Origin of the sequence: Blastomonas sp. CCH1-A6, assembly GCF_001556365.1 — a bacterium.
Taxonomy (GTDB): domain Bacteria; phylum Pseudomonadota; class Alphaproteobacteria; order Sphingomonadales; family Sphingomonadaceae; genus Blastomonas; species Blastomonas ursincola.
In genome coordinates, this window is the sequence record NZ_LSIS01000073.1 from 13,441 (window position 1) to 38,530 (window position 25,090).

Sequence of the window (25,090 nt, forward strand, 5' to 3'; positions counted from 1 at the left end):
CATCAGTCGGCGGCCTCTTGCGGCGGAGGCTCGGCCACGCGGCCCTCGGCGCGTGCGCGGAACGACGCGAATTCGGAGGCCATCCGCTCCTGGATGTTGCCTCCCCAGCCAGCTTCCATCGCAGCCAGGCTGTCCATCGCCTTTTGCGGATCGAACATATAGGTCATGAAATCCTTGGCGACGGGCGCAGCGGCGCGCGATCCGCCCAGGCCATGCTCGATGACCACGGCAGCGGCATAGAGCGGTTGCTCGACTGGCGCAAAGCAGACGAACAGGCCGTGGTCGCGATATTTCCACGGCACGCCCGCGCCACCCCGGCTGCCCGATCCGAGCCCGCGCACCTGCGCGGTGCCGGTCTTGCCGGCCATGGCGATGCCTTCGAGCGGCAATTTGGAGCGCGCCGCGGTACCCTGGCTCACCACCTGCGCCATGCCCTGGTGCGCGATCGCGAGATGCTCGGGAGGATAGGGGAGGGTGGGGGCGACCCTGTTGTCCGGGATGAGATGCGGATAGAGCTTTCGACCCGAGGCCAACCGCGCGACCATGACCGCCAGTTGCAGCGGATTGCAGATCACATAGCCCTGGCCGATGACTGCATTGAGCGAGTCAGACGCGGTCCATGCCTGCTTGAACTTACGCATCTTCCATTCGCTGTCGGGAATGGTGCCATAGCGCTGATTGAGCCCGGCAAGGTTGAAATCCTCGCCCAGACCCATTTCGCGCGCGACCATCGCGATCTTGTCGTACCCAAGCCGGTGCGCTTGCGCATAGAAATAGGTGTTGCAGCTCTTCTCGATCGCACGGACCATGTTGACCGGGCCGTGACGCCCCAGGCACTGGTAGAAGCGGTTGCCGAGGCGATAGCCACCGGGGCAGTTGATCGTCTCTTCGGGATCGACGCCATGCTGCAGGCAGGCGACCGCGGCCATGGGCTTGAGCGTCGATCCGGGCGGATAGAGCCCGCGCGTCGCCTTGTTGAGCAGCGGCACACGCTCGTCCTGCGACAGCATCGCATATTCCAAACGCCCGATGCCGTCGGAAAAGCTGTTGGGGTCGAAGCAGGGCATCGACGAGAAGGCGAGGATGCCGCCGGTCTGGCAGTCGATCACCACCGCAGCGCCCGACTCGCGGCCCATGCGGCGCGCGACGAACTCCTGCAGCCCGCCATCGATGGTGAGTTTCAGCGGCTTGCCGGGCACGTCTTCCTGCACGCCCAGTTCGCGGACGATCTTGCCGCGGGCGGTCACCTCGACCTTGCGCGCACCCGGCTTGCCCTGAAGCTGCGGCTCGAAATATTTCTCCAGCCCATCCTTGCCGATCTTGAAGCCCGGCGTGATCAGCAGCGGGTTCTTGTTTTCTTCATATTCCTCGGCATTGGCGATGCCGACATAGCCGAGCAGATGGCCGACCGCTGCGCCGGTGGGATATTGGCGCGAAAAGCCGCGCTGCGGCGCGACACCGGGCAGATCGGGCAGGCGGACCGAAAGCGCGGCAAAATCCTCGTAGCTCAGCCCCGCCGCGACCGGCACCGGCTGCAGCCCGCGCGCGTCCTTCATCGCCGCGCGCAGATCGTCGACCTTGTCCGGTGTCATCTTCAGGATGGTCGCCAGCTGGTCGATGGTGCCATCGACATCGCGCACGCGTTGCGGGATCAGGTCGACGCGGAAATCGGCCTTGTTGTTGGCGAGCGGCTTGCCATTGCGGTCGATGATCCAGCCCCGGCGCGGCGGGATGAGCGTCAGGTTGACCCGGTTGCTCTCCGACAGCATCTTGTAGCGCTCGTTCTCGACCACCGAGATATAGGCCATGCGCGCGGCCAGGATCGCGCCGACCAGCCCCTGCGCCCCGCCGATCAGCATGGTGCGGCGATTGAACGTGATGTTCAGCGAATTGCGGGTGATCAGCTTGCCCGGGCGTATCATCGGTCAGCCGTCCCTCAGCGCTTGAGGCGGATATGGTCGAGCCGCGCGACAAGGCGCAGCACCAGCGGATAGGTGAAGATCGCCAGGATCATCTGGGGGTACAGCACCGAAAGGCGCGTGTCGCTGACAAGAAAATTGTTGATCGCAAGGCCTCCTGCCAGCCCGAATATAAGACACAGCGCGGCGATGAACCAGTCCTGCCAGTAATTGCGCCAGATATAGCGCTGCTCGATTAGATCGAGCGCAATGAGGATGATCGACCAGAGCAGCACTGCGCTGCCCACCGGCTGGCCGCTCATGATATCGTCGAACATGCCGAACGGAACGCCCGCCCAGACCGGCCAGATGCCGGGGCGCAGCAACTGCCAGCAGATCAGCACGACCAGCCCGAAGGGCGGCAGCACCGGCGCGGATGCGACGATCGGCAGCAACGGGGTCATCGACCCGATCAGCACCGAGGCGATCGGGACGCCGGCCTTGCGAAAGGCGGAGGGCTCGCGGTTCAGCCGCGCGCGATACGGCGCGTTCATGGCTGGACCTGGCCTGCGGGCTGGGCTGGCGTCGTCGATGCGCCGGGCGCGGGCGTCGTCGCTGGTGCGGCCGGCTCTGGCACCTTGGCTGCCGGCTTTTTCACCGGCTCGCTCTTGCGCGGCGCAGACAGCGGCGCGGCGGCTTCGGCATTGGCGGGGGGCAGGCCGCTCGCTTCGGGATCGACCAGTTCGGGCTCGTAGACTTCCTGCACGATGACGAAATCGGTGCCAGCCGGATTGGCGAGCAGCTTGCCGATCGCGCCGTCGCCGGTCAGCTTCTCGATGATCGCGACGGGAACATTGGGCGGATAGATGCCGCCATTGCCCGATGTCACCATCACGTCGCCGACCTTGAACGGGTTGATGCCGATATCGATCAGCTTGATATCCACCCGGCCATCGCCGCGGCCTTGCGAAAATGCAACGATGCCGTCGCGCGCACGGCGGACGGGCACGACATTCTCGGCATCGCTGAGCAGCAGCACGCGCGAGGTATTGGGCCCGGTCTCGAGCACGCGGCCGATCAGCCCGCGCTGTGCGCGCACCGGCTGGCCGCGCTGCACGCCCTGGCGCGATCCGACATCGAGCGTGGCGAAGCGGCGGCTGCTCGAGGCGCTCGAATTGATCAGGCGTGCGGTGGCAACCGGGCGGCCCTCCTGCTTGATCAGCCCGAGCAGACGGCGAAGCTCGCGGTTTTCCTGCTTGAGCGCGCGCGCCTCGATCAGGCGGATCCGGTTGCGCTCGACCTCGCGCTGGAGCTCGGCATTCTTGGATCCCGCGTTGAAATAGGCGGCGACCTCGCGCCAGCCGTCCTGCACGCCTACGCGCATGCCGGTGAAAAGCCGTGCGGGCGGCGCGCCAAGTTCTGCTGCGACCGAACGCACGGCCGAAAAGGCAGCGGGATCGAAATGCGACAGCGCAAGCAGCAGCAAGCCGGCAAATGCCCCCGTGAAGGCGAGCAAATACCCGGTGAAAATCTGCAGCTGCGCCTTGCGGGAGAACCCGGGGCGCCGATTACGGGGCGGCGCCATGCTTTAGTCGCCCGTCAGGCGGTCATCAGCACGCCGCGGAAGATGGGGTCTTCCATGGCGCGACCGGTGCCGATGGCAACGCAGGTCAAGGGATCCTCCGCCACCGAAACCGGCAGACCGGTCTCTTCGCGCAGATGCGCATCGAGCCCAGCGATCAGCGCGCCCCCGCCGGTGAGCACGATGCCCTGGTCGACGATATCTGCGGCCAGTTCTGGCGCGGTGTTTTCGAGCGCGATGCGCACGCCCTCGACGATGGTGCTGATCGGTTCTGACAGGGCTTCGGCGATCTGGCCCTGGTTGATCGAGATTTCCTTGGGTACGCCGTTGACGAGATCGCGCCCCTTGATCTGGATCGTGTGGCCGATGCCGTCGGGCGGAGCGACCGCTATGCCGAAATCCTTCTTGATCCGCTCGGCGGTGGTTTCACCGATCAGCAGGTTATGGTGACGACGGACATAGGAGACGATCGCTTCGTCCATCTTGTCCCCGCCGGTGCGGACCGAGGTGGTATAGGCAAGACCACGCAGCGAGAGCACCGCGACTTCGGTGGTGCCGCCGCCGATATCGACGACCATCGATCCGACCGGCTCGGTCACGGGCATGTCGGCACCGATCGCGGCGGCCATCGGCTCGACGATCAGCATCACCTGGCTCGCGCCCGCGTTCGACGCGGCATCGCGGATCGCGCGGCGCTCGACCGAGGTGGAGCCCGAGGGCACGCAGATCACGATTTCGGGATAGCTGAACATGCTGCGCTTGCCGTGCACCTTCTGGATGAAGTGCTTGATCATGTGCTCGGCGACTTCGATGTCGGCGATGACGCCATCGCGCAACGGGCGGATGGCCTCGATCGAATCGGGGGTCTTGCCCATCATCATCTTGGCATCGACGCCCACGGCCTTGACCCGCTTGATGCCGTTCAGCGTCTCCAGTGCCACCACCGAAGGCTCGTTCAGCACGATGCCCTGATCCTGGACATAGACAAGCGTATTCGCGGTGCCCAGATCGATCGCCATGTTGTGCGAACCGAACCGGAAGAGTTTGGAGATGAACGACATGCAGACTTTCCAGAACTAAATGGAGGGAGCGGCTGACGGACCGTGATGTGTGCAGATATCCCGGGGCGGAGGCTAACCCGTGCGCCCGGCCAGACCAAGGCAGAAAAATGCTGGGAACTCGGGAGTCGCGTCCAAGCCGCGCTTGGGCTAGAGGCGTGTCCATGTCAATACGAAGGCTGCCAAACGCCCTGATAAACCGGATCGCAGCAGGCGAAGTGGTGGAAAGACCGGCCAGTGCGTTGAAGGAGCTGGTCGAGAATGCGATCGACGCCGGCGCGGACCGCATTTCCATCGCGCTGACCGATGGCGGACTGGCCGGAATCGAGGTGATCGACAATGGCTGCGGCATGGCGGCGGACGAGATCGCGCTGGCGCTCGAACGGCACGCGACCTCGAAACTGCCCGATGACGCAATCGAGCTGGTCACCACCATGGGCTTTCGCGGCGAGGCTTTGCCCAGCATCGCCAGTGTCGCGCGCCTATCGATCGCCAGCCGTACCGCCACCGGCGATGGCTGGCGGCGCGTGGTCGATCATGGCGATGTGGTGGAGGATGGCCCGGCCTCGCTGCCGCCCGGCACGCGCATCCGGGTCGACAGCCTGTTCGCGCGCGTGCCCGCGCGGCGCAAGTTCCTGCGTTCGCCGCGCAGTGAATATGCCGCCTGCAGCGATGTGGTGAAGCGGCTGGCCATGGCGCGGCCCGATATCGCTTTCACGCTCGAATCGGATGGGCGGCGGGTATTCTCGGTCCAGCCGGGCGAGGCGCGGCTGACCCGCATCGCTTCGCTGACCGCGCGCACGCTGGCCGACAATGCGGTGTTGCTTGATTTCGAGCGCGAAGGCGTCAGGCTCACCGGCGTTGCGGGGCTGCCGACCTATAATCGCGGCGTCGCCGATCACCAGTTCCTGTTCGTCAACGCGCGGCCCGTGCGCGACCGGCTGCTCATCGGCGCGGTGCGCGCGGCCTATGCCGAGATGCTGGCGCGCGACCGGCATCCGGTGGTGGCGCTGTTCCTCGAGGTCGCCCCGCAGGACGTCGATGTCAACGTGCATCCAGCCAAGACCGAAGTGCGCTTTCGCGATGCGGCGATGGTGCGGGGGATGATCGTCTCGGGGCTAAGGCGCGCGCTCGACGAGGGCGGCTTCCGCGCGGTGCAGCGTCCGACCGAGGGCGCACTGGCGCGCTGGCAGAGCGAGCCGGTCGCGCCGCCGCCGCTGCGCGATCCGGACATGTTCAGCGCCCCTGCGCCCGTGATGGCGACTGCCCCGCAGCAGGAACCCGCCTGGTTCGCGGCATCGGGCGTCGCCGAGCGCAGCCAGCCGTTCATCGCCGCCGCGCCGATGGGCCGCGCCGAGCCCGCCGCGCAGCCGGTGCCGATGGCAGAGCGCTATCCGCTGGGTATCGCGCGCGGGCAGATCGCCAAGACCTATATCGTCGCCGAGGCCGAGGATGGGCTCGTGATCGTCGACCAGCATGCCGCGCACGAGCGGCTGGTGCTCGAACGGATGCGCAAGGCGGCGGACGGGGGCAGGGTGGCGGCGCAGGCGCTGCTGATCCCCGAGGTCGTCGAGATGGACGAGACTGCCTGCGACCGGATCGAGGAGCGCGCCGCCGAGCTTGCCGAATTCGGGCTAGAGGTCGAGCGTTTCGGCCCCGGCGCGGTGCTCGTGCGCGCCACACCCGCGCTGCTGGGCGGCGGCGATGTGCACGGCCTGGTGCAGGATGTGGCCGACGAACTCGCGAGCTTCGATGCTGCGCTGTCGCTCAAGGAACGGCTCGATCTCGTCGCCTCGACCATGGCGTGTCACGGATCGGTGCGCGCCGGGCGCGTGCTATCGGTAGCCGAGATGAACGCGCTGCTGCGCGAGATGGAGGTGACTCCGCATTCGGGCCAGTGCAACCATGGCCGCCCGACCTGGGTCAAGCTGGCGCACGGCGATATCGAACGGCTTTTCGGCCGCAAATAGCCCTTAACGGCGCCCGAACGGCGGCGGGCTGCCGCCCAGCTGCTCAACCATCTGGTTGAATTCGTTCAAGCGGATCACGCGTTCGAGCTGGAAGCCTGCACGACCGCCGAGCGACCAGATGAGGTGCGCTTCGATCCGCCCGATCACGGGCAGGCGGACGGTAATGCGCTCGCCCTTGGCCAGCGGCATCTCGCCTTCGGTCATGAAACCGTTCGCGGAAATGTTGACGATATGCGTCTTGATATCGCCCAGATGCCGATGCTCCGCGATCGTCGGATGACTGACGACATGACGCGCCGCCTGGCGTTTTTCGACGACGGCTAGTTTCGCACCCCTGGACATATTTTCCACCCGTTGAAGCATGTTTGCTGAAGGTCACCTTCGAGCAAATTTACCAACAAAGTGTAAATGGTGCCACCGGTTACTTGGGGGCCAGCATGTCAATCCTCGGCCAGCACAAGTCCATGCTTCTTCTGGCCCAGGCTCACCTTGTCACCGGCTTTAACCATGAATTCAAAGGATTGCACCTTCTCGCCATTAACCCTGACGGCGCCTTCCTCGATCTTGCGCTTGGCTTCCTTGTTCGATGCGGTGAAGCCCAGCGCGGTGTTCGCCTGGACGATCGACATCCCTTCGGCGGGAACGCGGATGCTGGGCAGATCGCCGCCTGCCTGGCCCTGTTCGAACGTCGCGCGTGCGGTTTCCGCTGCAGCTTGCGCAGCTTCGGTGCCGCGGCACATGGCGGTCGCCGCATCCGCGAGCACTTTCTTGGCCTCGTTGATTTCCGAACCCTGCAGCGCTTCGAGCCTTGCGATCTCGTCGAGCGGCAGGTCGGTGAACAGGCGCAGGAACCTGCCGACATCGGCATCCTGGGTGTTGCGCCAGAACTGCCAGTAATCATAAGCGGGCAGCGCATCCTCGTTCAGCCAGACCGCGCCTTTTTCGGTCTTGCCCATCTTGCCGCCGTCGGCGAGCGTAATCAGCGGCGTGGTGACGCCATAGACCTCGGTTCCATCGACACGGCGTGCCAGCTCGATGCCGTTAACGATATTTCCCCATTGATCCGACCCACCCATCTGCAGCCGGCAACCGACGCGGCGCGACAGTTCCAGGAAATCATAGGCCTGGAGGATCATGTAATTGAACTCGAGAAAGCTCAGCGACTGTTCGCGGTCGAGCCTGAGCTTCACCGAATCGAAGCTCAGCATCCGGTTGATCGAGAAATGCTGGCCGATGTCGCGCAGGAACGGGATATATTCCAGCTTGTCGAGCCATTCGGCATTGTCGACCATGATCGCATCGGTGGGGCCGTCCCCGAAGGTCAGGAAGCGCTCGAACACGCGCTTGATCGAGGCGACATTCGACGCGATCGTGTCGGTGGTCAGCAGCCGCCGCGCCTCGTCCTTGAAGCTGGGGTCGCCGATCTTGCCGGTGCCGCCGCCCATGACGACGATCGGCTTGTGCCCGGTCTGCTGCAGGCGGCGCAGCAGCATGATCTGCACCAGCGACCCGACATGCAGCGACGGCGCGGTCGGATCGAAGCCGATATAGCCGGGTACGACCTGCTTCGTCGCCAGCGCGTCGAGCGCAGCCGCATCGGTCAGCTGGTGGATATAGCCGCGCGCATCGAGCAGGCGGAGCAGATCGGAGGAATATTGGTTCATGATGGCGGCGCGCTTAGCATCGATGGCGGCGCCGGAAAAGCGGGTCTGTCACGCCTGAACAGGGTCGCAGCGCGCATCGTCGCAAGGGATGATCTCGAACGTGCAATGCGAGAGCAGCGGCATCTCGCCGAGCAGCGAGCGGTAATGCGCGGGCGGACGCGGGTAATGCGTCGCGAGCGAGACGATCAGCGCGAGATGCCCGGTGCCGACCTGCCACAGGTGCAGATCGACCACGCGATTGTCGGCATCGCCCTCGATCCGCTGGCGGATCTGCTTGGCAATGGCCGGGTTGGCTTCCATGTCGAGCAGCACGCGCGACGACTGGCGCACCAGCCCTGCCGCCCACCACAGGATGACGACCGCGCCGACGATCCCCATCAGCGGATCGAGCCAGGCCAGGCCCAGCCACAAGCCGCCGCCCAGCGCGACCAACGCCAGCACCGATGTCAGCGCATCGGTGAGAACATGCACATAGGCGGCACGCAGATTGTGGTCATGATGATGGGCGTGATGCGCATGATCGTGGTGGTCTTGATCGTGGCCGTCATGCCCGTACTCGTGGTCATGATGGTGCTCGTGCCCGCCGAGCAGGAAGGCGCTAGCCACATTGACCGCGAGGCCGATCACCGTGACGATGATGGCGGTGCGATAGTCGATCGCAACCGGATCGAGCAGTCGGTGCCCCGATTCCCACAGCATCAGCAGCGCAACGACGCCGAGCAGCAGTGCGCTGCCGAATGCGGTGAGCGATCCGACCTTGCCGGTGCCCATCGAGAAGCGCCGGTCATCGGCATGGGTGCGCGCAAAATGATAGGCAAATCCTGCAAGACCCAGCGCCGCGACATGGCTGCCCATGTGCCAGCCATCGGCAAGCAGCGCCATCGATCCGGTCCACCAGCCGCCGACAATCTCCGCGACCATCGTGACCGCCGTCAGCGCGACGACATACCAGGTGCGACGCTCGCTCTCGTCGGCGCGGGCCCCGGCAAAGACATGATCGTGCGTCAGTTTCTCGAGCGCGGCATCGTGATGCATGGCGACAGTTCCGCAGATGACAGGGGTTTGGCCGGATATGCTTTCCGGCTTGTCTGCTCAAAGTGTCAGCAGCGGGCGCTCAGCGCAAGAGCGATGCAGTCAATCCTCGGCCAGAGCCTTGAGAAGCGCGCGTTCGAGCGGGTCGAGCGCGCCGTCGGCCTCGACCATCGCCTGCAGCCAGCTGTCCTCTTCCGCGCTGATGCCTTCGACTGTGACCGGCAATGGCGTCGCTGCCGCGGGCCGGGCAGGGGCATCGCCCAGCGACTGGAACATGCGCCCGAAAAAGCTGCCCATTCCGGCCTTGGTATCGGCCATGAACGCATGCAGGCGCACCGCATCCTCCCGGCTCAGCGCACGGAAGCGCTGGTCGGTCATCAGATGCAGCCGCATCGCCTGGACGAACAGCGTCTGCCATTCGGGCGCGTTCTGGCCGGCAAGCGTGGCATCCTTGATCGCAAACAGCAGTTCGGCCTCTTCGCGGCTGATATGCGCAGGCGCCTGGCCTCCGGTCGCGTAGAGCACGCGGCGGAGCAGCCGCACCTCGGTGGTGCCGATGCTGCCCGGCGTGAGACCGCCGCCGCATCGCGTTGGGCCTTCGCCGTTCAGAACGGCGGAGCGGATTTGGTCGAGCGCATAGCGCTTCAGGCGTTCGGGCGCGTTCTCGGCCTTTTCCACCACCTTCACCAGCAGTTCGAGCTCGGCTAGCGTGTCGACCCGGCCGTCCTGATCGATCGCCGCGATCAGCCAGTCGGCATTCTCGTCGCTGACATAGCCGCGCGGCTCGGCCTGCTCGACGACATAGGCGGTGATGGCCTCGACGAAGAAGTCGACCCATTCGCTGCTCGCCGCGCTGCTGGCACGGTTGAGTTCGAACAGGATGGCGGCCTCGTTCGCGCTGATCCGGCCATCGGGCCACACGACGCGGCGCAGGGCGAGCGTCTCGTCCGGCCCGAGCGCGCGGCTTTGGGCGATCATCGCGGATACATCGTCGAGCGGTTTGGTCATGGGTCTTGCGCTGCCTGCTGCCTTGATTGGCAACAGGATTAGCCCACAAGCCTTAAGACCGGGTAATCATCGGTCGGCGGCGATTAGTGCTGGCGCGGCGGCAGCGGGAAGAAGGATGAGGTGCGCGCGATATAGTCGGCATAATCGGGGCGCGTCTTCTTCAAACCGCGTTCCAGCATCGCGGCGCCGCTCCATTTGACCAGGGTGAAATTGAGGAACAGCGGCCCGACCAGGCTGGCGAGCGCCACGTCCCAGCCGGTCGAGGCAGCGACCAGCCAGATGCCCCACCAGGTGCACGCGTCGCCGAAATAATTGGGATGGCGGGTATAACGCCACAGGCCGGTATTGAGCACCTTGCCCTTGTTGGCCGGGTTCGCACGGAATGTCTCGAGCTGCGCATCGCCAATGGTCTCGAATGCGATTCCGATCACCGCGACAATCGCGCCGACAAGGGCGAGCGCGCTTATCTCTCCTCCGCGCCAGATGCCGGCCTGCGCGGGCAGGCAGACCATGAACAGCAGCGGTCCCTGAAGCAGGAAGACCTGCAGCAGCGCGGTCTTGGCAAAGCTCCAGCCCTTTTTGTCCTTCGCCGAAGCGATGATCTTGGCATAGCGCGGATCCACGCCATTGCGCCGCCAGCGCACGAACAGGTGAAGCCCCAGCCGCAGTCCCCAGATCGCGGTCAGGGCAAGCAGCATCACCGCCACGGGCGAGGCCGCGCCGCTCAGCCAGAAGGTGGCGGCGGCCAGCAGCACCATGCCCATCGGCCAGACCGCGTCGATGAACGATACGTCCTTGATCGCCACGGCGACGCCCCACAGCACGATCATGACGCCGAAGATCAGTACCAGATTGTGCAGCAACAGGGGGATGGCGTCGGTCACGGGGCTCACAGGCGGCTGTCCTTGATGATGTCGGTGCCCGCGCGGTCGGGGTGGCGCGGGGTCACGCTCTTGTAGAATTCCATGATCTTCTTCATGTCCTCGGCATAATCGCCGGTGGGCATGATCGCGGGGCCCAGTCCGCCGACCTTGCGGCCATAGTCCATCAGCCCGCAGACCAGCGGCACGCGCGCGGCGAGCGCGATCTGGTAGAAGCCGGTGCGCCACTGGCGGACGCTCCCGCGCGTGCCTTCGGGCGCGATGGTCAGCATGAACTCGTCGCGGCGCGCAAATTCCTCGACCATCTGCTGCACCTGGCCGCGATTGTAGCTGCGTTCGACCGGCACGCCGCCCATGTCGCGCATGAACCGCCCCAGCGGCCAGCGGAACAGCGAGGTCTTGGCCATGAAATGCGCCTTGATGCCGAGATCGCCGGTCAGGCCGAGGAAGTAGAGGAAATCCCAGTTGCTGGTGTGCGGCGCGGCGATGATGACGAAGCGGCGCGGCTCGGGCACCACGCCCTCGGCGCGCCAGCCGTGGCTGCGATAGAGCAGCAGCAGCAACCGGCGCACGATGCGGGAAAGAAGCGTAGGCGGACGGTCATCGGTGCGCGGTGGCCAAGCGTCGTGCTGGATGTCCATGATCGTATGTGCCTGCCCCCAGTGCTGAACCTGTGCCAGCTACGGGGCAAACACTGCATAAGATGCGGCAGGCTGGCAAATGTTATTGCGCCGATCTGGCGGGGTTATCCGTCAATCAAGCTCTCCAATCGCGCAATCAGCCTGGCACTGTCGCCTCGCACGACCAATTGCTTGGCGCGGCCGGTAGCGCCGGATTGCACCGTCACGTCGCGTTTGCGAACTTGCAAAGCCGTGCTGATCAGCGCGATCAGTTTTGCATTGGCGGCTCCGTCGACGGGCGGCGCAGCGATCCGAAGCTGCAAGACCGGCCGCCCATCTGCGTCCTGACCGACGCCCGCCACCATGCTGCGGCTGGCGCGCGGCGTCGCTCGCACGAACAGCAAGACCCCGCCCGGCACGGTGCGCCAGGGCGGGGTCTTGTGATCTTGCGAAGCTTTGGACGCAGACAGGGTGTCAACCCTTGGTTGCGGCGATCCAGCGGTTGATCTTCGCTTCCAGCACGCTCATCGGCAGCGCGCCGGTGTTCAGAACCTGGTCGTGGAACTCGCGCGGGTCGAATTTCGGGCCCAGTTCCTTTTCGGCCTTGGCCTTCAGCCGCTGGATCGTGAGCGCGCCGATCTTGTAGGCCAGTGCCTGGCTGGGGATCGCGATATAGCGTTCGACCTCGGCGGTCGCGTCGGTCTCGCCCATCGACGAATTGTCGAGCATGTACTTGATCGCCTGTTCGCGGGTCCATCCCTTCGAATGGATGCCGCTGTCGACCACCAGCCGCATCGCACGCAGCATCTCGTCGTCGAGATGACCGAAGCGCTGGTACGGGTCCTTGAACAGGCCCATGGGGTAGCCGAGCTTTTCGGCATAAAGCGCCCAGCCTTCGGCATAGGCGGTGTTGCCGCCGAAGCGCATGAATGCCGGGAGAGCCTCGTTTTCCTGTGCCAGGCTGATCTGGAAATGATGGCCCGGCGCGCCCTCGTGCAGGTACAAGGTGGTCATTCCGGGGGTGGTACGGCTCGGGAGGTCATAGGCGTTGAAATAGAAGATCCCCGGACGCGAACCATCAGGATTGCCCGACTGATAGCTGCCACCCGCCTCGAACTTCTCGCGGAATTCCTCATAGGGGCGGATTTCGAGCGGAGTCTTGGGCAGCACCTTGAACTGGGTCGAAATGACCGCATCGACCTTCTTGCCGATATCGTAATAGCCCTGGGTCAGCGCCTCGCGCGTCGGCATCTTGAACTTCGGATCGGTGCGCAGATAGTTGAAGAATTCCGGCAGCGTGCCCTTGAAGCCGACCTCGGTCTTGATCGCTTCCATCTCGGTCAGGATGCGTGCGACTTCGCTCAGCCCGAGATTGTGCACCTCGTCCGCAGTCAGGGGCAGGGTGGTGGTCTGCTCTATCAGATAGGCATAAAGCTTGTCGCCGCCCTTCATGTACTTGAGGCCGACGCCCTCGCGCGCATCCTTGAGATAGTCATTGGCGAGATAATCGCGCAGCCGCTTGTACGCCGGGTAGATATCGTCGGTGATCGTCTTGGCGTAGGCTTCGGTAAAACGCGCCTTGTCGGCCTCGCTGAAATCGGCCGGGAACTGCTTGGTCGGGCCGAAATACGGCGATTCCTCGGGCTTCTGCGCCAGCTGGGTATCCAGCTGCTCGATCACGTTGCGGATGGTCAGCTTGGTTTCGACCACGCCCGATGCCTGGCCCTGCTTGAAACGCTCGATCGAACGGTCGAGGAGAATCACGAACTCCTTGTGACGCTTCAGATTGTTCTCGTAGTCGGTGACCGTCTTGAACGGCGCAGTCCCCGTGCCCGATGCGAAATTCGGGTAGAAGGTGTGGAAGCCGAAAAAGTGGTTGATCGGCCGGACTACCGTCAGCGGCAGATAGTCGGCGGACAGACCCTTGATCGTATCCTTCTGGTTGCGCTCGAAAATGTCATAGGCCAGCTGATTGGTGGCGGTCAGCTTGGCCCGATCGATCTTCGCCAACGCCGCCAGATTGTCCTCGGCCGCCTTGCGCTCACCATCGAAATAGGCGTCGGTGACATAGTCTCCGAGCCGATCGGCATAGCGCGTATCGCCGCGGAACAGCCCGTTGAGCGGGTTGCGCTTCAGGCTCGCTTCGTCGTCGGCGGCGAACAGTGCGGTCAGCCGCGCATCCTCCGACTGGGGAGCAGCCTGGGTCGCGTTTTGCGCGAGCACGGGCGTTGTTGCGAGCGGCGCGGCAAGCGCGGCACTGGCCAGCAGCAGCATGGTCTGGCGGAAGGATGGCATGTGAAGGAATTCCCCGTTTGAATGAGCGCGCCATGGGTCCCTGACTTGGGACGCGAGCGTATACGATGCCGCTAACATGCGATTAACCGTGCCGCAATCGTGCCGTTATCCGCTGGTCGAACCGGGGCTGGCGTTCGTGGAAAGCCAGCACGGAAAAGCGCGATGAATTGATGCGATCGATTAACATGGATCAACTTATCGATGAAACTTTATGCCAGGCCAATGGTTTGATGTCCCAGAAGCCGACCCCGTTGGCCCGGCCCCCAGGAAGATGACAACGCTATCACCATGACTGCCCGTATCCTCATCATTGAAGACGAATTCCTCGTCGCGCTCGACATGCAGGTCGGGCTGGAGGATGCTGGATACGAGGTTATCGGCGTCGGCGATGACTGGAAGTCGGCGATGCGCCTGGCTGAGCGGGCGCCCACCATCGCCCTGGTCGATATTAACCTGTGCGATGGTGCCACCGGCCCGTCGATCGGCGCCTGGCTCGGCAAGGAGATTGGCTGCACGGTCATCTTCGTGACGGCCAACCCGCGCCAGATCGACGTCCCGATCCCCGGCGCGCTCGGCGTGATGATCAAGCCCGCAGACAGCCGACAGGTCGTTGAAGCCGTGGATTTTGCGCTCGCCGCGCGCGATGGCGGGCCGACGCCGACGCCGCCTGCGGGACTGACGCTGCTTTCTCACTGATACCCGTCGGCGGCGGCGCCCCAGGCGTCGCAGCTCAGACCGGCGCTCCCTCGGCGCGCTTCAGCCTGCCAGCCGAAACGCGCATGTCGACGCGCAGCCCCTGGGGCAGCCAATGACGCTCGATCGATCCGGCAAGCTGCTGCGTGATCGCAAGCTGGACGAGGCGCGTTCCGAACCCGGTCGCTTCCGGCCCGCCCGCCACTGTTGGCCCATCCGTCTCGACCCAGCTGATCGAGACGATATCGTCTTCCTGCGCGACCTGGATCGCTACCGAACCTGTGACCGATGACAAGGCACCATATTTCGCGGAATTGGTCGCCAGCTCATGAAATACCAGCGCGATGGGAGTGGCGCTCCGGTCGTCGATTTCAGGGTCGTCGCCGCGGATTGTCAGCCGTCCTTCGCCCAGAGCGGGATAGGCCGCCAGGATTTCGGTGAGCAAGCCGCTGAGCGAAGATTCGATGGTGACAGGGCGCGACTGTTCGCTGTGCGGGCGGGCGAATTCGTGCGCGCGCCCCAGCGCGGCGATCCGATCCTGCAATTCTGAAGCCATCGGCCGCATTTCCGGATTCTGCCGCGCCGACATGCCGATCAGCCCGTTGATGACCGCAAAGATATTCTTGATCCGGTGGCTCAGTTCCCGGCTGAGTACCTCGTTTTCCTCTGCGATCATCTTCGATTGATGGATATCGGTGCAGGTTCCGATCCAGCGGACGATCTCGCCCTTGGCATTGCGTAACGGGAGCGCGCGGCCCAGCGTCCAGCGATATTCGCCGCTATGGTGGCGCAGCCGATAGTTCACCTCATAAGGTTCGCCGGTGGCCAGCGAATGCCGCCAGATGCTCCACGCATGGTCCTGGTCGTCGGGATGGAACATGCCGTTCCAGCCCTCGCCGTCGGTCGATCCGGCGGGAACGCCGGTGAACTCGTACCAGCGTGCATTGTAATAGTCGTGATAGCCATCGGGCAGAGTCGACCACACCATCTGCGGCATCGCGTCGGTGAGGATGCGGAACGCGGAGTTCATCCGCTGCAGCGTGTCGCGGGCATCGACGACCCCGTTCTCGCCGTCGTCAGCACCGTTGGCGCGTGTAACCTTGAAGGCCTGGGCGAGAAAGTCGAGTTCAGACATCGATCAGCTTTCTAGCGGACCGACCCGCCAAAGTGCAATTTGGGCGCCTCGACTATCCTCGAGGCGATGGGAACCAGCTGGAATCGAGCGCACTAAAGCGATCTACGAACCGTGCGAGCTCGATCAGCTTCGGCTCGTCAACCAATGTGACGGTGCTCCGGTTCCGCGTGATCAGTTTTTCTTCGGTCATCTGCCGGATCAGCCGATTGACGTGCACCTGGGTGAGTCCGACGGCATCGCCGAGGTCGCTCTGGGTCAGGGGAATGCGGATCACCGGATTGTGCTGCCCGCTGACCGCGCGCATCCGCGCGGCGATCGACAGGAACAGGTTGGCAAGCCGTGCCTTGCCCTCGCTGCGACCCAGGGCGCGCAACCGGTCGTACAGGTCGATGCTTTCCATCTGGCTGATCGAGAAGAACAAGGCGGCAAGGCGCGGATGCTCGGTGAATGTCTCGCCCAGCGCGCGGCGCGGGAAGCGGCATACCACCATGTCGGTCGCCGCGACGATGCTCGAGGGCGCATCGCGAAACGCGATGCCCGATGCGCCGATCATGTCGCCCGAAAAATGAAAGCGCAGGATCTGGCGCTTGCCCGTCGGCAAACGGCTTTCCGACAGTGCCCAGCCCTGATGCACGATCAGCAGCTCGGAAAGATCATCGCCTTCCTGCCACAGCATGCTGCCCGACGGATAGTCGCGAGGCTCGCGCTCGAGGCTGGCGACGGCCTTTTTCTCGGTGGGGGTAAGATCAAGATAACGGTTCAGCCGGACAACGAAACAACTGTCTGACATGGTCGGGCTCCTGCAGATAGGGGCGTCCAGCCGACCCGCCGAACCGCCCCGTCAATTCCACCTGGTCTCATACTCGGCACGCGTGCTTTTAGGCGTGCAGCAACAAATATCCAGCAAAATCAATTTATTAACATATGTTATATTTGCGATGACTCCCGCAAAGACCAGTTACGCGCCAGCGGGGCAAATGATCCTGCAAATCAGCCATTGCGTGTCGCGATCAATTCCATAGACTTGACGCAAACGTAAATTCACAAACGAGAGGATCGCTTGCCCATGCTCACCGAGAGCCCGACCAGTCCCGTCGCCGCCAGCCACAGCTGGAGCGCGCCGGAAGGCTGGCCCGCCCTGTCGCTGAAACAGATCGAGGCGATGCTGTGCGCGCCGGGACAGCCATTCGAGATGGAAACGGTCGAGGTCGAGGGCGTGTCGACGCGTTGCTGGAAGAACGCGCCGCCCAGTCTCGCCGCGTTGGCCCAGATCGCGCGCAGCCATGGCGATAAGACCTTCCTGATCTATGAGGGCGAGCGGGTCAGCTACGATGCCTGGTTCCGTGCCACCGCGACGCTGGCGCAGCATCTCACCGCCGCGGGCATCGGCAAGGGCGATCGCGTGGCGCTGGCGATGCGCAACCTGCCCGAATGGCCGGTCGCCTTTTTCGCGATCGTCAGCATCGGCGCGATCGCGGTGCCGCTCAACGCCTGGTGGACCGGGCAGGAGCTGGTGTACGGCCTCAAGGACTCGGGCGCGAAGCTGCTGATCGCCGATGCCGAGCGGCTCGATCGCATCGCGCCGCATCTCGCTGAACTGGACGCGCTTCAGGCGATACTGATCAGCCGCAGCCAGGGCGAACTGGCACATGGGGCAAAGGCGCTGGAAGATGTCATCGGCGCGCCGCCCGCCTATGCCGAGCTGGCCCCCGCCGAGCTTCCGCCGGTCGAAATCGCGCCCGACGATGCGGCGACGATCTTCTATACCTCGGGCACCACCGGCAATCCCAAGGGTGCGCTCGGCAGCCATCGCAACATGACGACCAATATCCTCACTACCGCCTATGCCGGGGTGCGTTCGTCGCTGCGCCGGGGCGAGGCGCCGCCCGCGCCCGAACCAGCGGTGCTGCTCACCGTTATCCCGCTTTTCCATGTCACCGCGTGCAGCGCCGGCATGACCGGGGTGATGTTCGCCGGATCGACGCTGGTGTTCATGCACAAATGGGATGCAACGCGTGCGCTGGAGATCATCGAGCGCGAGAAGGTGACGGCGACCGGCGGTGTGCCCACGATCGCCTGGCAGCTGATCGAGCATCCCGATCGTGACAAGTACGACCTCAGCTCGCTCAAGTCGATTTCCTATGGCGGCGCCCCGTCCGCGCCCGAACTGGTGCGCAAGATCCGCGAGGTTTTCGGCGCGCTGCCCGGCAACGGCTGGGGGATGACCGAGACGATGGCGACCGTGACCAGCCATACGGCCGAGGATTATCTCAACCGACCGGATAGTTGCGGCCCTGCGGTGCCGGTGAGCGACCTGAAGATCATGGATGCCGATGGCCAGACCGAGCTGCCCGTGGGGCAGGTGGGCGAGCTATGGGCGCGTGGGCCGCAGATCGTGAAGGGCTATTGGAACAAACCCGAGGCGACCGCGGCGACCTTTGTCGATGGCTGGGTGCGCACCGGCGACCTCGCGCGGCTCGACGAGGAGGGTTTCTGCTATATCGTCGACCGGGCCAAGGACATGATCATCCGCGGCGGCGAGAATATCTACTCGTCCGAGGTCGAGAACGTGCTCTACGACCACCCTGCAGTCACCGACGCGGCGCTGATCGGCCTGCCGCACCGCACCCTGGGCGAGGAACCGGCGGCGGTGGTCCATCTTGCCCCTGGTGCCGAGGCGACCGAGGCGGAGCTTCAGGCCTGGGTGCGCGAGCGGCTCGCCGCCTTCAAGGTCCCGGTGCGGATCGTGTTTTGTGCAGAGACGCTGCCGCGCAACGCCAATGGCAAAATTTTGAAGAAGGACCTGGCCGGACTGTTCGGCTGACGTCCCGTGTCCGGGCTCTGGCGGCAGTGCCCGGACATCGCATCAGGCGAAGACGCTGGCGAGCTGCTCGGTGCTCGCACCTTCCTTGGTGGCGCGCAATTCGATATAAACGGCGGCGATCCCCGCTGCGCCAACAGCAGCGCTGACCGTGCTCAGCAGCGCGCTGGTCACGATCGACAGGCTTGGGCTGATCAGCGAGACCAGGCCGATGGGGATAGCAATGATCCAGCTGAAGATGATGAACACCACGATCAGGCCGAGCAGCTTGAGCCGCGAGCCGCTGGTCAGGGCGGCACTGCGGCTGAGCGCACCGCCGACGCTCAGATTTTCCACCATCATTGCGGGTACGGCGACCATCCACATCAGATAGAGGATGATGCCGGGAACGATCAGCATGACCAGGCCGATGCTGATGCCGATGGCCACGACGATTCCGAGACCGATCAGCGGCAGCAGCTTGGCGACAGCTCGGCTGACGCATTCACCGAAATTGACCGGCTTCCCGGCAATATCATTGGCCGATGCGACGATCAGCGAGGCCTGCAGGATGATCGAGAGAAACAGGAACACGAAATAGCCGACGATGCTGGTGACGACCGCTCCGGCACTGGTGAAGAGCGCAGTAGGATCGCTGGCGGCAGGCGTCACGTACATTCCGATGCCCAGCTGCGGCAGGCCGACAATGACCAGCGAAAGCCCCAAAAATATCGCCGCATTCCGTGCAATCACGCCGAAGGTGTTATTGAAGACATTGGATATGCTGAACTCGGCTGGCTGGCTGGCCATGTCAAATCTCCCGGTTGAATGTCCCAAGCGACCGTTTCTTGTTCTGACCACAGCCTAACACCAGAACAATTCAGGTCCAGTGCGGTTCGGCATATGCAAACTTCCTTGCCCATGCGCATCGCTTCTGCGATCAAACCGGCGTGACCGCTGGCCCCGTCCTTGATGCACCCCGCCGCGAAGGCTTTGATGCGGCCTATGAGCAGGTGCGCGGGGACGGCAGCATTCAGTTTGCTCCCGAATTTGCAAAGCCCGCCGATCCGCCGCCGCAATGGTGGGACGATGTGTCGCGTTGGCTTGGCAAACTGCTCGAACCGATTGCCCAGGCGCTGGCTGCCGCCTGGCCGTGGCTCAGCAAGCTGCTTCTGGTGGCGCTTGTCGTTGGCGTGCTGGCGCTGCTCTGGGTGATCCTGGCCCCCTATATTGCCGACTGGCGCGAGCGGCAGGGTGAGCCGGGCGAACAATGGGTGCCCGATCGCGAGAAGGCGCGCGCGTTGCTCGAGGAGGCCGACCGGCTGGCTGCAGAAGGCCGCTTCGACGAGGCCGCGCATCTGCTGCTCTATCGTTCGATCGAGGATATTGCCGAAAAGCGGCCGGACCTGCTGCGCCCTTCGACCACTACACGCGAGATCGGCGCGTTCGATGCGCTGTCGCAGCGCGCCCGCCAGGCGTTTGGTGTGATCGCGGGGCATGTCGAGGCGAGCTTCTTCGCGCGGCGTCCGCTCGATCGCAGCGCCTGGGACAGTTCGCGCGAGGCCTATCGCGCCTTCGCGCTGGATGGCGGCTGAGATGGCGACAGAAACCAGCGCCAACCCCTTTGCACGCGGCGCGGTGCTGCTGATGTTCGCTGTCGGTTTTGCAGCCTTCATCGCGCTGCTCTACGCGCTCGGCGCGGGGGGGGCGCTCAGATCGGCCAATAATGGCCAGGCGCATGGCGCTTCGTCGAGCCTGGTCGGCTATTCTGCGCTGGCGCATCTGCTCGAAAAGACCGGGACCAGGGTCAGCTATGGCCGCAACCCTGCCGCGCTGTCGCAGCAGGATCTGCTGATCGTCACGCCGCAACTGGGCAGCGATCCGGAAGAATTGCAGGCCATGGTCGAACAGCGCGCCTTCACCGGGCCGACGATCATCATCCTGCCCAAATGGCAGGTAACGCCGCTCGTTGGGATGCAGCGGGGCTGGGTCCAGCTTGATTCGACTTTTGCAGCGCTTCAGGCGCCGCAGGTGCTCTCTCGGCTGGTCGCCGTGAAGACCCGGATCGAGGGCGTCGATAGTCGATTTGCTTCGATGCTGTTCGTGCAGCCCGATCGGGCCGACGAGAAGACGGCGATGCTCAAGCAAGCGCTGAAATCGCGCGTGACGATCAGCGGCGACAAGTTGAAGACCGTGCTTGCCGACAAGGCAACCGGCGCGGCGCGCGTAGCGCTGATCGACGATGGCGGCTGGTATCCCTCGCTCGATCCCGATGCGCCCGATGAAGCGCCGCAAGCGCCCGGCGTCCAGCAGGGCCGCTATCCGGTGGTCATCGTCGCCGATGCGGACCTGATGAACAATCTGGGCCTCGCCAACCGCAAGACGGCCGAGCAGGCGCTGAACATCATCGATTCGGCCTGGTCCGGCGGCGGGGAGGGGGTGGTGTTCGACCTGACCCAGAACGGGCTGGGTGCCTCGGAAAACCTGCTGTCGGTGGCGTTTCGTCCGCCCTTTGTCGGCGCGGTGGCGAGCCTGGTGCTGGCGGCGATCGCCTTTGCCTGGATGGCGTTCTTCCGCTTCGGCCCGCCGCTCTCCGAAGAACGGCCGTTCGGCTTCGGCAAGGCCGCGCTCGTCAAGGGCAGCGCCGGGCTGGTGCGGCGCCTGGGGCGTGAGCATCTGATCGGCCCCGCTTATGCCGATCTGCTGCGTGATCGGGCGGCGCGAGCGCTCGGCCTGCCGCCGGCGCTGCCGGTCGATGAGATCGACGCGCGGCTGGCTTTGGTGCCCGCCGATGAGAGCGGTCGCAGCTACGACCAGTTGTTGCAGGATATGCGCAGCGCGCGCGACCGACCCGCGATCGCGGCGGCTGCCCGCGCGCTATACGGATGGAAAAAGGAACGGATGGGATGAACTTGGCCGATATCAACGCATTGGGGGACCGTATCCGCGCCGAAATGGCCAAGGCGATCATCGGGCAGGACGCGATCGTCGACCATCTGCTGATCGCATTGTTCTCGAACGGCCATGTGCTGCTGGAAGGACCTCCGGGCACGGCCAAGACCTTCATGGCGCAGTGCTTTGCCGCGTGCCTGTCGCTCGATTACGGGCGCATCCAGTTCACGCCCGATCTGATGCCGGGCGATATTGTCGGTTCCAACCTGTTCAACTTCCAGACCAGTCAGTTCACACTGACGCGCGGGCCGATCTTCACCGATCTGCTGCTGGCCGACGAGATCAACCGCACCCCGCCCAAGACGCAGGCCGCGCTGCTGGAAGCGATGCAGGAACGCAGCGTCACGCTCGATGGCACGCGCCATGCGCTGTCCTCGCACTTCATGGTGGTGGCGACGCAAAACCCGATCGAGCAGCAGGGGGTTTACCCGCTGCCCGAGGCGCAGCTCGACCGCTTCCTGTTCAAGCTGCTGGTTGGCTATCCCGATGCGGACGAAGAGGCGCGCATCGTCGCCGAATATGGCAAGCGCAGCGGCGTCCAGCGGCCCACGGCCTTTTCGATCCAGCCGCAGGTCACGCCCGACGAGCTGAGCGCCGCCCGTGCGGCGGTGAACGAGGTCAAGCTGGTCGACGAGGTGGTCGCCTATATCGTGCGGCTCGTCCGGGCGACGCGCGAGACTGCCGATTTCGAGAGCGGGGCGTCGCCGCGCGCGGCGATCATGCTCGCCAATGCGGCCCGAGCGCGGGCAGCGCTGCAGGGTCGCGACTATGTGATCCCCGATGACGTCAAGCAGCTCGCTGCCTCTGTGCTGCGCCACCGCACCTTGCTGTCGCCCGCCGCCGAGATCGAGGGACGCCGCGTCGAGACGATCGTCGCCGATCTGGTCGAACGCACCGAGGCGCCGCGTTGATTGGAGCCTATCCCACCCTGCGCGCGGGCCTGCTGATCGCGGGCGGGGCGCCGCTGGCGATTCTGCTGGCGGCGTTCGCGCCCGGGTTGTGGGCGCTCGGCCCGGCCTGGTCGGGCGCGGTGCTGCTGCTCGCGCTGCTCGATGCGCTGATCGCGGGCAAGGCACGGCATGTAGAGCTGATCGTGCCGGCGAGCAGCGAGCTGGGCAGCGATGTGCGCGTCGCGATCGAGGCGGAGCTGGCCGCGCAGGTGCCGATCGCGCGCGCCGAGGCGAGCCTGGCGGTGGCCAGCCGCATCGTTCCGGGCGGCAGGGGCTTTGCAAGTTTGCAAAGATCGGGTCCGGAGGCCGCGCTGCGCGGCGAATTCGCGCTATCGCCGGTGCGGCGCGGCGCGCTGGAGATCGAGCGGCTATGGCTGCGTTGGCAGGGGCCTTTGGGCCTGGGCTGGCGGCAGGACATGCGGCCGAGCGGCGAGAGCATCGCCATCCTGCCCGACATCGCAGCGGTGCGCGCGCCCGCTTTGCAAGTTTTCATCAAGGAGGCGATCTACGGCATCCTGGCGCGCCAGCTTCGCGGCGAGGGGAGCGAGTTCGAGGCGCTGGTCGAATATCAGCCCGGCTTCGATCGCCGCACGATCGACTGGAAAAGCTCGGCGCGCCATTCCAAGCTGCTGGCGCGCGAATATGATACCGAGCGTAACAACCAGATCGTCTTTGCGCTCGATAGCGGGTCGGACATGTGCGAGCCGGTTGCGGGCCTGCCACGCATCGACCGCGCGGTTTCGGCGGCGCTGCTGACCAGCTATGTCGCATTGAAAGCGGGCGATCAGGTGCGGTTGTTTTCCTTCGCCGCGCGGCCCGAGCGCGCCACACCCTTCGTTTCGGGCAGCCGCAATTTCTTCCGGCTCCAGTCCGAGGCGGCGGGGATCGATTATCGCTTCGAGGAAAGCAACTATACGCTGGCGCTGTCGACGCTGGCCGCTCAGTTGCAGCGGCGCTCGCTGATCGTGGTGTTCACCGATTTCACCGACCCGACCAGCGCCGAGCTTATGCTCGAGTCGGTCGGGCGGCTGATCGACCGGCATCTGCTGCTGTTCGTCGCGATGGAGGATGAGGAACTGCTGTCGATCGTCGATCAGGCGCCCGCGACCAGCGAGAAGGTGGCCGAGAGCGTTGCCGCCGCCAGCCTGCTGGCACAGCGGCGGCTGGTCATCACGCGGCTGCGGCACATGGGCATCGATGTGATCGAGGGGCGGCATGACGAGATCGGCACGCGGCTGATGAACGCCTATCTCAAGATCAAGCGCCGGGGGCAGCTATGAGCGAGGCGGTGATGCAGTCCCCGGGCGAACAGGCAGTGGCCGCCGCAGCGCTGCGCAGCGACCGCTTCCGGCTGGAACGCGAGGGCGACTGGCAGAGGCTCGATGCGATGGTCACGGCGATGGAAAAGGGCAAGCTCCGCAAGCTGTCCGACGACGACGTCCTGGCGCTGCCAGTGCTCTACCGCAACCTGCTGTCCAGCCTGTCGATCGCCCGCGAAAGCTCGCTCGACGCCGGGCTGATCGCCTATCTCGAATCGCTGACGCTGCGCGCCTATTTCATGGTCTATGGCACCCGCACCAGCCTGGGCGGTTGGTGCCGCAGCTTCTTCGGTGGTGGGCTCAGCCGCGCTGTGCGAGCCATCTGGCCAGACCTGCTGGTTGCGCTGGCAGCGATGGTGGCAGGTGCCGTGCTCGGCTTCTTCCTCGTCGATGCCGATACCGACTGGTATTTCCGGCTTGTCCCGGCGCAATTCAGCGATGTCCGCGTGCCTGGAGCATCGCGCGAGGCGCTGCTGAGCACGCTGTTCGGCGAGACCGATGGCGATGGCCTGGGGGTGTTTGCCGCCTATCTGTTCAGCAATAACGCGCAGGTGGCCATCATGGCCTTCGCGCTAGGGTTCGCGTTCGGCGTGCCGTCGATCCTCTTGCTCGTCTACAACATGGTCGGGCTCGGCGCGATGGTCTGGCTGTTCGCATCGCGCGGGCTTGCGGTCGAGTTCATCGGCTGGTTGTCGATCCACGGCACGACCGAATTGCTCGCGATCCTGCTCGCCGGGGCGGCGGGGCTGCATATCGGCCGTGCTCTCGGATTTCCCGGGCAGCGCAGCCATATGGTCGCGCTCAGCCAGGCGGGGCGTACTGCTGCGCAAGTCATGGCGGGTGTCGTGGTGATGCTGATCTGCGCCGGCTTGCTCGAGGGCTTTGGCCGCCAGCTGATCCAGTCGACGGCGATCCGCTATGCCATCGGCTATGGCATTCTGGCGCTGTGGCTCGCCTATTTCTTCGCATTCCGCCCGAGGCGGGCCTGATGGCGCGCGCTGCCGATCTGGGCCGGACGCGGGGCAGGGATGCGAGGCTTCAGCGCACCCTGATCACGCCCGAGGGCGTCGCGCTCGATGTCCAGGTGGCATCGGCGAGCGCGCGTGCGGGGGCGCTGTTGATCGATCTGGCCGCTCTGTTCGGGATGTATATCGCCTTCATCCTGGCACTGGTGCTGACTGTCTGGATGTTCGAACGCGCCAATCTGCCATCCGTACCCGACAGCATCGGCGG

23 protein-coding genes and 1 pseudogene are annotated in these 25,090 nt (G+C 64.8%); 9 read left to right on the forward strand and 15 right to left on the reverse strand.

Annotated features, from left to right (window positions below; translation table 11 throughout):
• Window positions 1-2 precede the first annotated feature (2 nt).
• Genes mrdA through AX735_RS03270 form a run of 4 tightly spaced genes read right to left on the reverse strand, consistent with a single transcriptional unit; the run spans window position 3 to window position 4,541 of the window.
• Window positions 3-1,922, reverse strand: a complete 1,920-nt coding sequence (gene mrdA, locus AX735_RS03255; RefSeq protein ID WP_066275482.1) for a penicillin-binding protein 2 — start codon at window positions 1,920-1,922, stop codon at window positions 3-5.
• Between the two features lie 14 nt (window positions 1,923-1,936).
• Window positions 1,937-2,452: a rod shape-determining protein MreD gene (mreD, locus tag AX735_RS03260; RefSeq protein ID WP_060978217.1), complete on the reverse strand. Its 516-nt coding sequence runs from the start codon at window positions 2,450-2,452 to the stop codon at window positions 1,937-1,939.
• Entirely contained in the window at window positions 2,449-3,483 is a 1,035-nt protein-coding gene (mreC, locus tag AX735_RS03265) for a rod shape-determining protein MreC (protein ID WP_066275484.1), read from the reverse strand. Before mreC ends, mreD begins: the two co-directional genes overlap by 4 nt.
• Before the next feature lie 14 nt (window positions 3,484-3,497).
• The gene (locus AX735_RS03270) at window positions 3,498-4,541 is read right to left on the reverse strand and encodes a rod shape-determining protein (RefSeq protein WP_023837440.1); all 1,044 of its coding nucleotides are present in this window, start codon (window positions 4,539-4,541) and stop codon (window positions 3,498-3,500) included.
• A 161-nt stretch (window positions 4,542-4,702) separates the two neighbouring features.
• Here AX735_RS03270 and mutL point away from each other — a divergent pair, with 161 nt between their 5' ends.
• On the forward strand, window positions 4,703-6,508 hold the full coding sequence (mutL, locus tag AX735_RS03275; RefSeq protein WP_066275486.1) for a DNA mismatch repair endonuclease MutL: 1,806 nt from the start codon (window positions 4,703-4,705) through the stop codon (window positions 6,506-6,508).
• Window positions 6,509-6,511: 3 nt separating this feature from the next.
• Here mutL and AX735_RS03280 read toward each other — a convergent pair whose 3' ends face one another.
• The 8 genes from AX735_RS03280 to AX735_RS03315 all read right to left on the reverse strand — a co-directional run bounded on the left by AX735_RS03280 (window position 6,512) and on the right by AX735_RS03315 (window position 14,008).
• A complete protein-coding gene (locus AX735_RS03280) occupies window positions 6,512-6,850 on the reverse strand; it encodes a PilZ domain-containing protein (protein ID WP_060978220.1) in 339 nt (112 codons plus the stop codon).
• 98 nt (window positions 6,851-6,948) lie between these two features.
• The gene (tyrS, locus tag AX735_RS03285; RefSeq protein ID WP_066275492.1) at window positions 6,949-8,172 is read right to left on the reverse strand and encodes a tyrosine--tRNA ligase; all 1,224 of its coding nucleotides are present in this window, start codon (window positions 8,170-8,172) and stop codon (window positions 6,949-6,951) included.
• A gap of 48 nt (window positions 8,173-8,220) precedes the next feature.
• Complete coding sequence (gene dmeF, locus AX735_RS03290; protein ID WP_066275498.1) at window positions 8,221-9,207, reverse strand: CDF family Co(II)/Ni(II) efflux transporter DmeF; 987 nt, start codon at window positions 9,205-9,207, stop codon at window positions 8,221-8,223.
• 99 nt (window positions 9,208-9,306) lie between these two features.
• Window positions 9,307-10,212: a hypothetical protein gene (locus AX735_RS03295; protein WP_066275507.1), complete on the reverse strand. Its 906-nt coding sequence runs from the start codon at window positions 10,210-10,212 to the stop codon at window positions 9,307-9,309.
• An 83-nt stretch (window positions 10,213-10,295) separates the two neighbouring features.
• Window positions 10,296-11,105 (reverse strand): DUF1295 domain-containing protein, encoded by an 810-nt coding sequence (locus AX735_RS03300; protein ID WP_338401562.1) that lies wholly within the window; start codon window positions 11,103-11,105, stop codon window positions 10,296-10,298.
• A complete protein-coding gene (locus tag AX735_RS03305; protein ID WP_066275510.1) occupies window positions 11,102-11,734 on the reverse strand; it encodes a lysophospholipid acyltransferase family protein in 633 nt (210 codons plus the stop codon). The genes AX735_RS03300 and AX735_RS03305 overlap by 4 nt, the downstream gene beginning before the upstream one ends.
• A gap of 104 nt (window positions 11,735-11,838) precedes the next feature.
• Complete coding sequence (locus AX735_RS03310; protein ID WP_446471769.1) at window positions 11,839-12,117, reverse strand: DUF167 domain-containing protein; 279 nt, start codon at window positions 12,115-12,117, stop codon at window positions 11,839-11,841.
• Between the two features lie 70 nt (window positions 12,118-12,187).
• On the reverse strand, window positions 12,188-14,008 hold the full coding sequence (locus tag AX735_RS03315) for a DUF885 domain-containing protein (protein WP_066275516.1): 1,821 nt from the start codon (window positions 14,006-14,008) through the stop codon (window positions 12,188-12,190).
• A gap of 288 nt (window positions 14,009-14,296) precedes the next feature.
• On the opposite strand from AX735_RS03315, the gene AX735_RS03320 reads away from it, so the two are divergent.
• Entirely contained in the window at window positions 14,297-14,704 is a 408-nt protein-coding gene (locus AX735_RS03320) for a response regulator (RefSeq protein WP_066275519.1), read from the forward strand.
• 34 nt (window positions 14,705-14,738) lie between these two features.
• On the opposite strand, the gene AX735_RS03325 is transcribed toward AX735_RS03320, so the two are convergent.
• Both AX735_RS03325 and AX735_RS03330 read right to left on the reverse strand, forming a co-directional pair.
• Window positions 14,739-15,836, reverse strand: a complete 1,098-nt coding sequence (locus tag AX735_RS03325) for a sensor histidine kinase (RefSeq protein ID WP_066275523.1) — start codon at window positions 15,834-15,836, stop codon at window positions 14,739-14,741.
• A gap of 52 nt (window positions 15,837-15,888) precedes the next feature.
• The gene (locus AX735_RS03330) at window positions 15,889-16,626 is read right to left on the reverse strand and encodes a Crp/Fnr family transcriptional regulator (protein ID WP_066275528.1); all 738 of its coding nucleotides are present in this window, start codon (window positions 16,624-16,626) and stop codon (window positions 15,889-15,891) included.
• 276 nt (window positions 16,627-16,902) lie between these two features.
• Between AX735_RS03330 and AX735_RS03335 the strand changes: the two genes are divergently transcribed.
• On the forward strand, window positions 16,903-18,660 hold the full coding sequence (locus AX735_RS03335) for a class I adenylate-forming enzyme family protein (RefSeq protein ID WP_066275530.1): 1,758 nt from the start codon (window positions 16,903-16,905) through the stop codon (window positions 18,658-18,660).
• A 42-nt stretch (window positions 18,661-18,702) separates the two neighbouring features.
• Here the strand turns inward: AX735_RS03335 and AX735_RS03340 are convergent, their stop codons facing one another.
• On the reverse strand, window positions 18,703-19,446 hold the full coding sequence (locus AX735_RS03340; protein ID WP_066275538.1) for a hypothetical protein: 744 nt from the start codon (window positions 19,444-19,446) through the stop codon (window positions 18,703-18,705).
• Between the two features lie 140 nt (window positions 19,447-19,586).
• Here AX735_RS03340 and AX735_RS03345 point away from each other — a divergent pair, with 140 nt between their 5' ends.
• The 6 genes and pseudogenes from AX735_RS03345 to AX735_RS03370 all read left to right on the forward strand — a co-directional run.
• Window positions 19,587-20,231 carry a hypothetical protein gene (locus AX735_RS03345; protein ID WP_066275541.1) on the forward strand — a complete coding sequence of 215 codons (645 nt, stop codon included), beginning with the start codon at window positions 19,587-19,589 and terminating at the stop codon, window positions 20,229-20,231.
• Between the two features lies 1 nt (window position 20,232).
• Window positions 20,233-21,546: a DUF4350 domain-containing protein gene (locus AX735_RS03350; RefSeq protein ID WP_066275546.1), complete on the forward strand. Its 1,314-nt coding sequence runs from the start codon at window positions 20,233-20,235 to the stop codon at window positions 21,544-21,546.
• The gene (locus AX735_RS03355) at window positions 21,543-22,499 is read left to right on the forward strand and encodes an AAA family ATPase (RefSeq protein ID WP_066275550.1); all 957 of its coding nucleotides are present in this window, start codon (window positions 21,543-21,545) and stop codon (window positions 22,497-22,499) included. Before AX735_RS03350 ends, AX735_RS03355 begins: the two co-directional genes overlap by 4 nt.
• Window positions 22,496-23,818, forward strand: coding sequence for a DUF58 domain-containing protein (locus AX735_RS03360; protein WP_066275554.1), 1,323 nt, complete (start codon window positions 22,496-22,498; stop codon window positions 23,816-23,818). Before AX735_RS03355 ends, AX735_RS03360 begins: the two co-directional genes overlap by 4 nt.
• A gap of 11 nt (window positions 23,819-23,829) precedes the next feature.
• Entirely contained in the window at window positions 23,830-24,846 is a 1,017-nt protein-coding gene (locus AX735_RS03365) for a stage II sporulation protein M (RefSeq protein WP_231750001.1), read from the forward strand.
• A pseudogene (locus AX735_RS03370) lies at window positions 24,846-25,090 on the forward strand (hypothetical protein); the annotation flags it as partial. The gene AX735_RS03365 and the pseudogene AX735_RS03370, both read left to right, overlap by 1 nt.

Bases quoted from the DNA above. Each gene is read 5' to 3' on its own strand.
- AX735_RS03270 (WP_023837440.1), bottom strand. From the start codon at position 4,541: ATGTCGTTCATCTCCAAACTCTTCCGGTTCGGTTCGCACAACATGGCG.
- mrdA (WP_066275482.1), bottom strand. From the start codon at position 1,922: ATGATACGCCCGGGCAAGCTGATCACCCGCAATTCGCTGAACATCACG.
- AX735_RS03305 (WP_066275510.1), bottom strand. From the start codon at position 11,734: ATGGACATCCAGCACGACGCTTGGCCACCGCGCACCGATGACCGTCCG.
- dmeF (WP_066275498.1), bottom strand. From the start codon at position 9,207: ATGCATCACGATGCCGCGCTCGAGAAACTGACGCACGATCATGTCTTT.
- mreD (WP_060978217.1), bottom strand. From the start codon at position 2,452: ATGAACGCGCCGTATCGCGCGCGGCTGAACCGCGAGCCCTCCGCCTTT.
- mreC (WP_066275484.1), bottom strand. From the start codon at position 3,483: ATGGCGCCGCCCCGTAATCGGCGCCCCGGGTTCTCCCGCAAGGCGCAG.
- AX735_RS03325 (WP_066275523.1), bottom strand. From the start codon at position 15,836: ATGTCTGAACTCGACTTTCTCGCCCAGGCCTTCAAGGTTACACGCGCC.
- AX735_RS03335 (WP_066275530.1), top strand. From the start codon at position 16,903: ATGCTCACCGAGAGCCCGACCAGTCCCGTCGCCGCCAGCCACAGCTGG.
- mutL (WP_066275486.1), top strand. From the start codon at position 4,703: ATGTCAATACGAAGGCTGCCAAACGCCCTGATAAACCGGATCGCAGCA.
- AX735_RS03365 (WP_231750001.1), top strand. From the start codon at position 23,830: ATGCAGTCCCCGGGCGAACAGGCAGTGGCCGCCGCAGCGCTGCGCAGC.
- AX735_RS03315 (WP_066275516.1), bottom strand. From the start codon at position 14,008: ATGCCATCCTTCCGCCAGACCATGCTGCTGCTGGCCAGTGCCGCGCTT.
- AX735_RS03330 (WP_066275528.1), bottom strand. From the start codon at position 16,626: ATGTCAGACAGTTGTTTCGTTGTCCGGCTGAACCGTTATCTTGATCTT.
- AX735_RS03350 (WP_066275546.1), top strand. From the start codon at position 20,233: ATGGCGACAGAAACCAGCGCCAACCCCTTTGCACGCGGCGCGGTGCTG.
- AX735_RS03320 (WP_066275519.1), top strand. From the start codon at position 14,297: ATGACTGCCCGTATCCTCATCATTGAAGACGAATTCCTCGTCGCGCTC.
- AX735_RS03280 (WP_060978220.1), bottom strand. From the start codon at position 6,850: ATGTCCAGGGGTGCGAAACTAGCCGTCGTCGAAAAACGCCAGGCGGCG.
- AX735_RS03295 (WP_066275507.1), bottom strand. From the start codon at position 10,212: ATGACCAAACCGCTCGACGATGTATCCGCGATGATCGCCCAAAGCCGC.
- AX735_RS03355 (WP_066275550.1), top strand. From the start codon at position 21,543: ATGAACTTGGCCGATATCAACGCATTGGGGGACCGTATCCGCGCCGAA.
- tyrS (WP_066275492.1), bottom strand. From the start codon at position 8,172: ATGAACCAATATTCCTCCGATCTGCTCCGCCTGCTCGATGCGCGCGGC.
- AX735_RS03340 (WP_066275538.1), bottom strand. From the start codon at position 19,446: ATGGCCAGCCAGCCAGCCGAGTTCAGCATATCCAATGTCTTCAATAAC.